2 protein-coding genes are annotated in these 972 nt (G+C 66.9%); one reads left to right on the top strand and one right to left on the bottom strand.

Features of this window, described 5'->3' with window-relative positions; translation table 11 throughout:
• A partial coding sequence (locus tag ACEN88_RS32720) for a helix-turn-helix domain-containing protein (protein ID WP_413346434.1) occupies positions 1–202 on the bottom strand: 202 nt, incomplete at its 3' end.
• Between the two features lie 89 nt (positions 203–291).
• Between ACEN88_RS32720 and ACEN88_RS32715 the strand changes: the two genes are divergently transcribed.
• The gene (locus ACEN88_RS32715; RefSeq protein ID WP_413346432.1) at positions 292–711 is read left to right on the top strand and encodes a PACE efflux transporter; all 420 of its coding nucleotides are present in this window, start codon (positions 292–294) and stop codon (positions 709–711) included.
• Positions 712–972 lie beyond the last annotated feature (261 nt).

Raw genomic sequence — 972 nt, 5'->3', positions numbered from 1 at the left:
GCTCCAGCGCCCGCGCGGCGTCCGTCGGGCGCGGGTCGCGTCCGGACCGGTCGAACAGGATCAAATCCAGCTCCGCCTCGAGCTGGGCGATGGCCATGCTGACGGCCGACGGCACGCGTCCCAGCGCACGGGCCGCCGCCGAGAAGGAGCCGTGGTCGAGCACGGCCAGGAAGATACGCACGCTGTCGCTGGTGAATGCCATGACCTATCAATAAAGTTGAAAGATCCTGACTTTATACATCAACTCGACCGACATATCCTGACGCCATCGAGATTGGAAAGCGCAACACCATGCAGGGCATCAAACGCAAGATCGTCTACGTCACACTGTACGAAGCCATCGCCATCGCGAGCACGACGGCCGGCCTGGCCGGCCTCGCGGACCATGATGCGGGCGCCGCCGGCATCGCGGCCGTTCTCGCGTCGGCGACGGCCGTCGTCTGGAACCTCGTCTACAACACGCTGTTCGAAGCGTGGGAAGCGCGCCAGGCCACGCGCGGCCGCAGCCTGCTGCGCCGCGTCGTCCACGCCATCGGCTTCGAGGGCGGCCTCGTGCTCGCCATCGTGCCGATGTTCGCGTGGGCGCTGGACACGTCGCTCGTCGACGCCTTCCTGCTCGACATCGGCCTCGTCGTGTTCTTCGTCCTCTACAGCTTCGCGTTCAACTGGGCGTTCGACCTCGTGTTCGGATTGCCGAAGGCGGCGGCCTGACGTCCGGTTCGCCCCGGCCGTCTCCCGGTTCGCCACATTCCGCTCGCCCGCGCGTGCATGCCGGCGTAGCCTGACCGGCATTCGATCCAGTCAGGAGACACCGTGAAACGACGATTCCTTCTCAAGGCCGCGGCGACGCTGCCGTTCGCATTCGCAGGCGTCCAGCCAGCCGCTCGTGTGCGTGAAGTTCGGCTGGTCGCCCATCTCGAAGCCGTTTTTCAGCCGCGCCAGCGCGGCCGCGCAGGCCGGCGCATCCGCACC

The sequence above is a fragment of the Massilia sp. CT11-108 genome (assembly GCF_047302915.1).
Classification (GTDB): Bacteria; Pseudomonadota; Gammaproteobacteria; order Burkholderiales; family Burkholderiaceae_D; genus Telluria; species Telluria orientalis.
Note: the sequence above shows the minus strand (reverse complement) of the source record. Positions and strands in the feature narration are given on the sequence as shown.

Excerpts from the sequence above, each read along its gene's own strand:
- ACEN88_RS32715 (WP_413346432.1), top strand. The coding sequence starts at position 292 with ATGCAGGGCATCAAACGCAAGATCGTCTACGTCACACTGTACGAAGCC.